Annotated in this window: 1 pseudogene; it reads right to left on the bottom strand. The window is 43.7% G+C overall.

The window, feature by feature from the left end:
- Positions 1–173 precede the first annotated feature (173 nt).
- A pseudogene (locus tag A3762_RS09900) lies at positions 174–734 on the bottom strand (YfcC family protein); the annotation flags it as partial.

Here is a 734-nt window from a genome sequence, read left to right as displayed (position 1 = left end):
TTACCAATCGGTCAACTTTAAAAAAATAGTAACGCGCTGACAAGTAACAAAAAATGCAAATTCTTGTTACATGATGATGAGCTTTATTATGCATTGTTTCTAGGGTAGGTTTGGGGCATAAAAAAACCCCACCGAAGCGAGGGTTTGTGTCGTTCAATTAGTGCAACTTCGTATTACACGATTGTACCTACTGTTAGTGTACCCATAATCAACACTGCAAGAATTAGCAGTAGAGGCCATGTGAAGCTTAGCCACTTGTTGTATGGCACGCGACCGATCGCCAAACCGCCCATAACAACAGCAAATGTAGGGTTAACTAGATTAACTAGACCGCTTGCCGACTGAAATGCCGTGACTGCAAGATGACTAGCAACTCCAGAGAATTCGGCAAGTGGCGCCATCACTGGCATCGACAAAACTGCTAAGCCAGATGAAGACGGTACGAAGAACGACAAAAGTATTTGCACACCAAACATAGCGTTAATGAATCCAATTTCACTTAAACCACTAACCATGCCTTCAGATGCATATAAAATAGTGCCTGTCAGATTACCCGAGTCCATGATGACGACGATACCGCGCGCTAACCCGATAACCAATGCAACACCTAGTAACTCACGTGCACCTTCTACAAATGTGTTACTAAACTCTTCTTCACCCATTCTAGCGACAATCGCTACAAGAATAGAGGAGGCTAAGAATAGTGCCGACATCTCAGCCATCCACCAACCTAG

This window comes from Oleiphilus sp. HI0125 (assembly GCF_001635355.1).
Note: the sequence above shows the minus strand (reverse complement) of the source record. Positions and strands in the feature narration are given on the sequence as shown.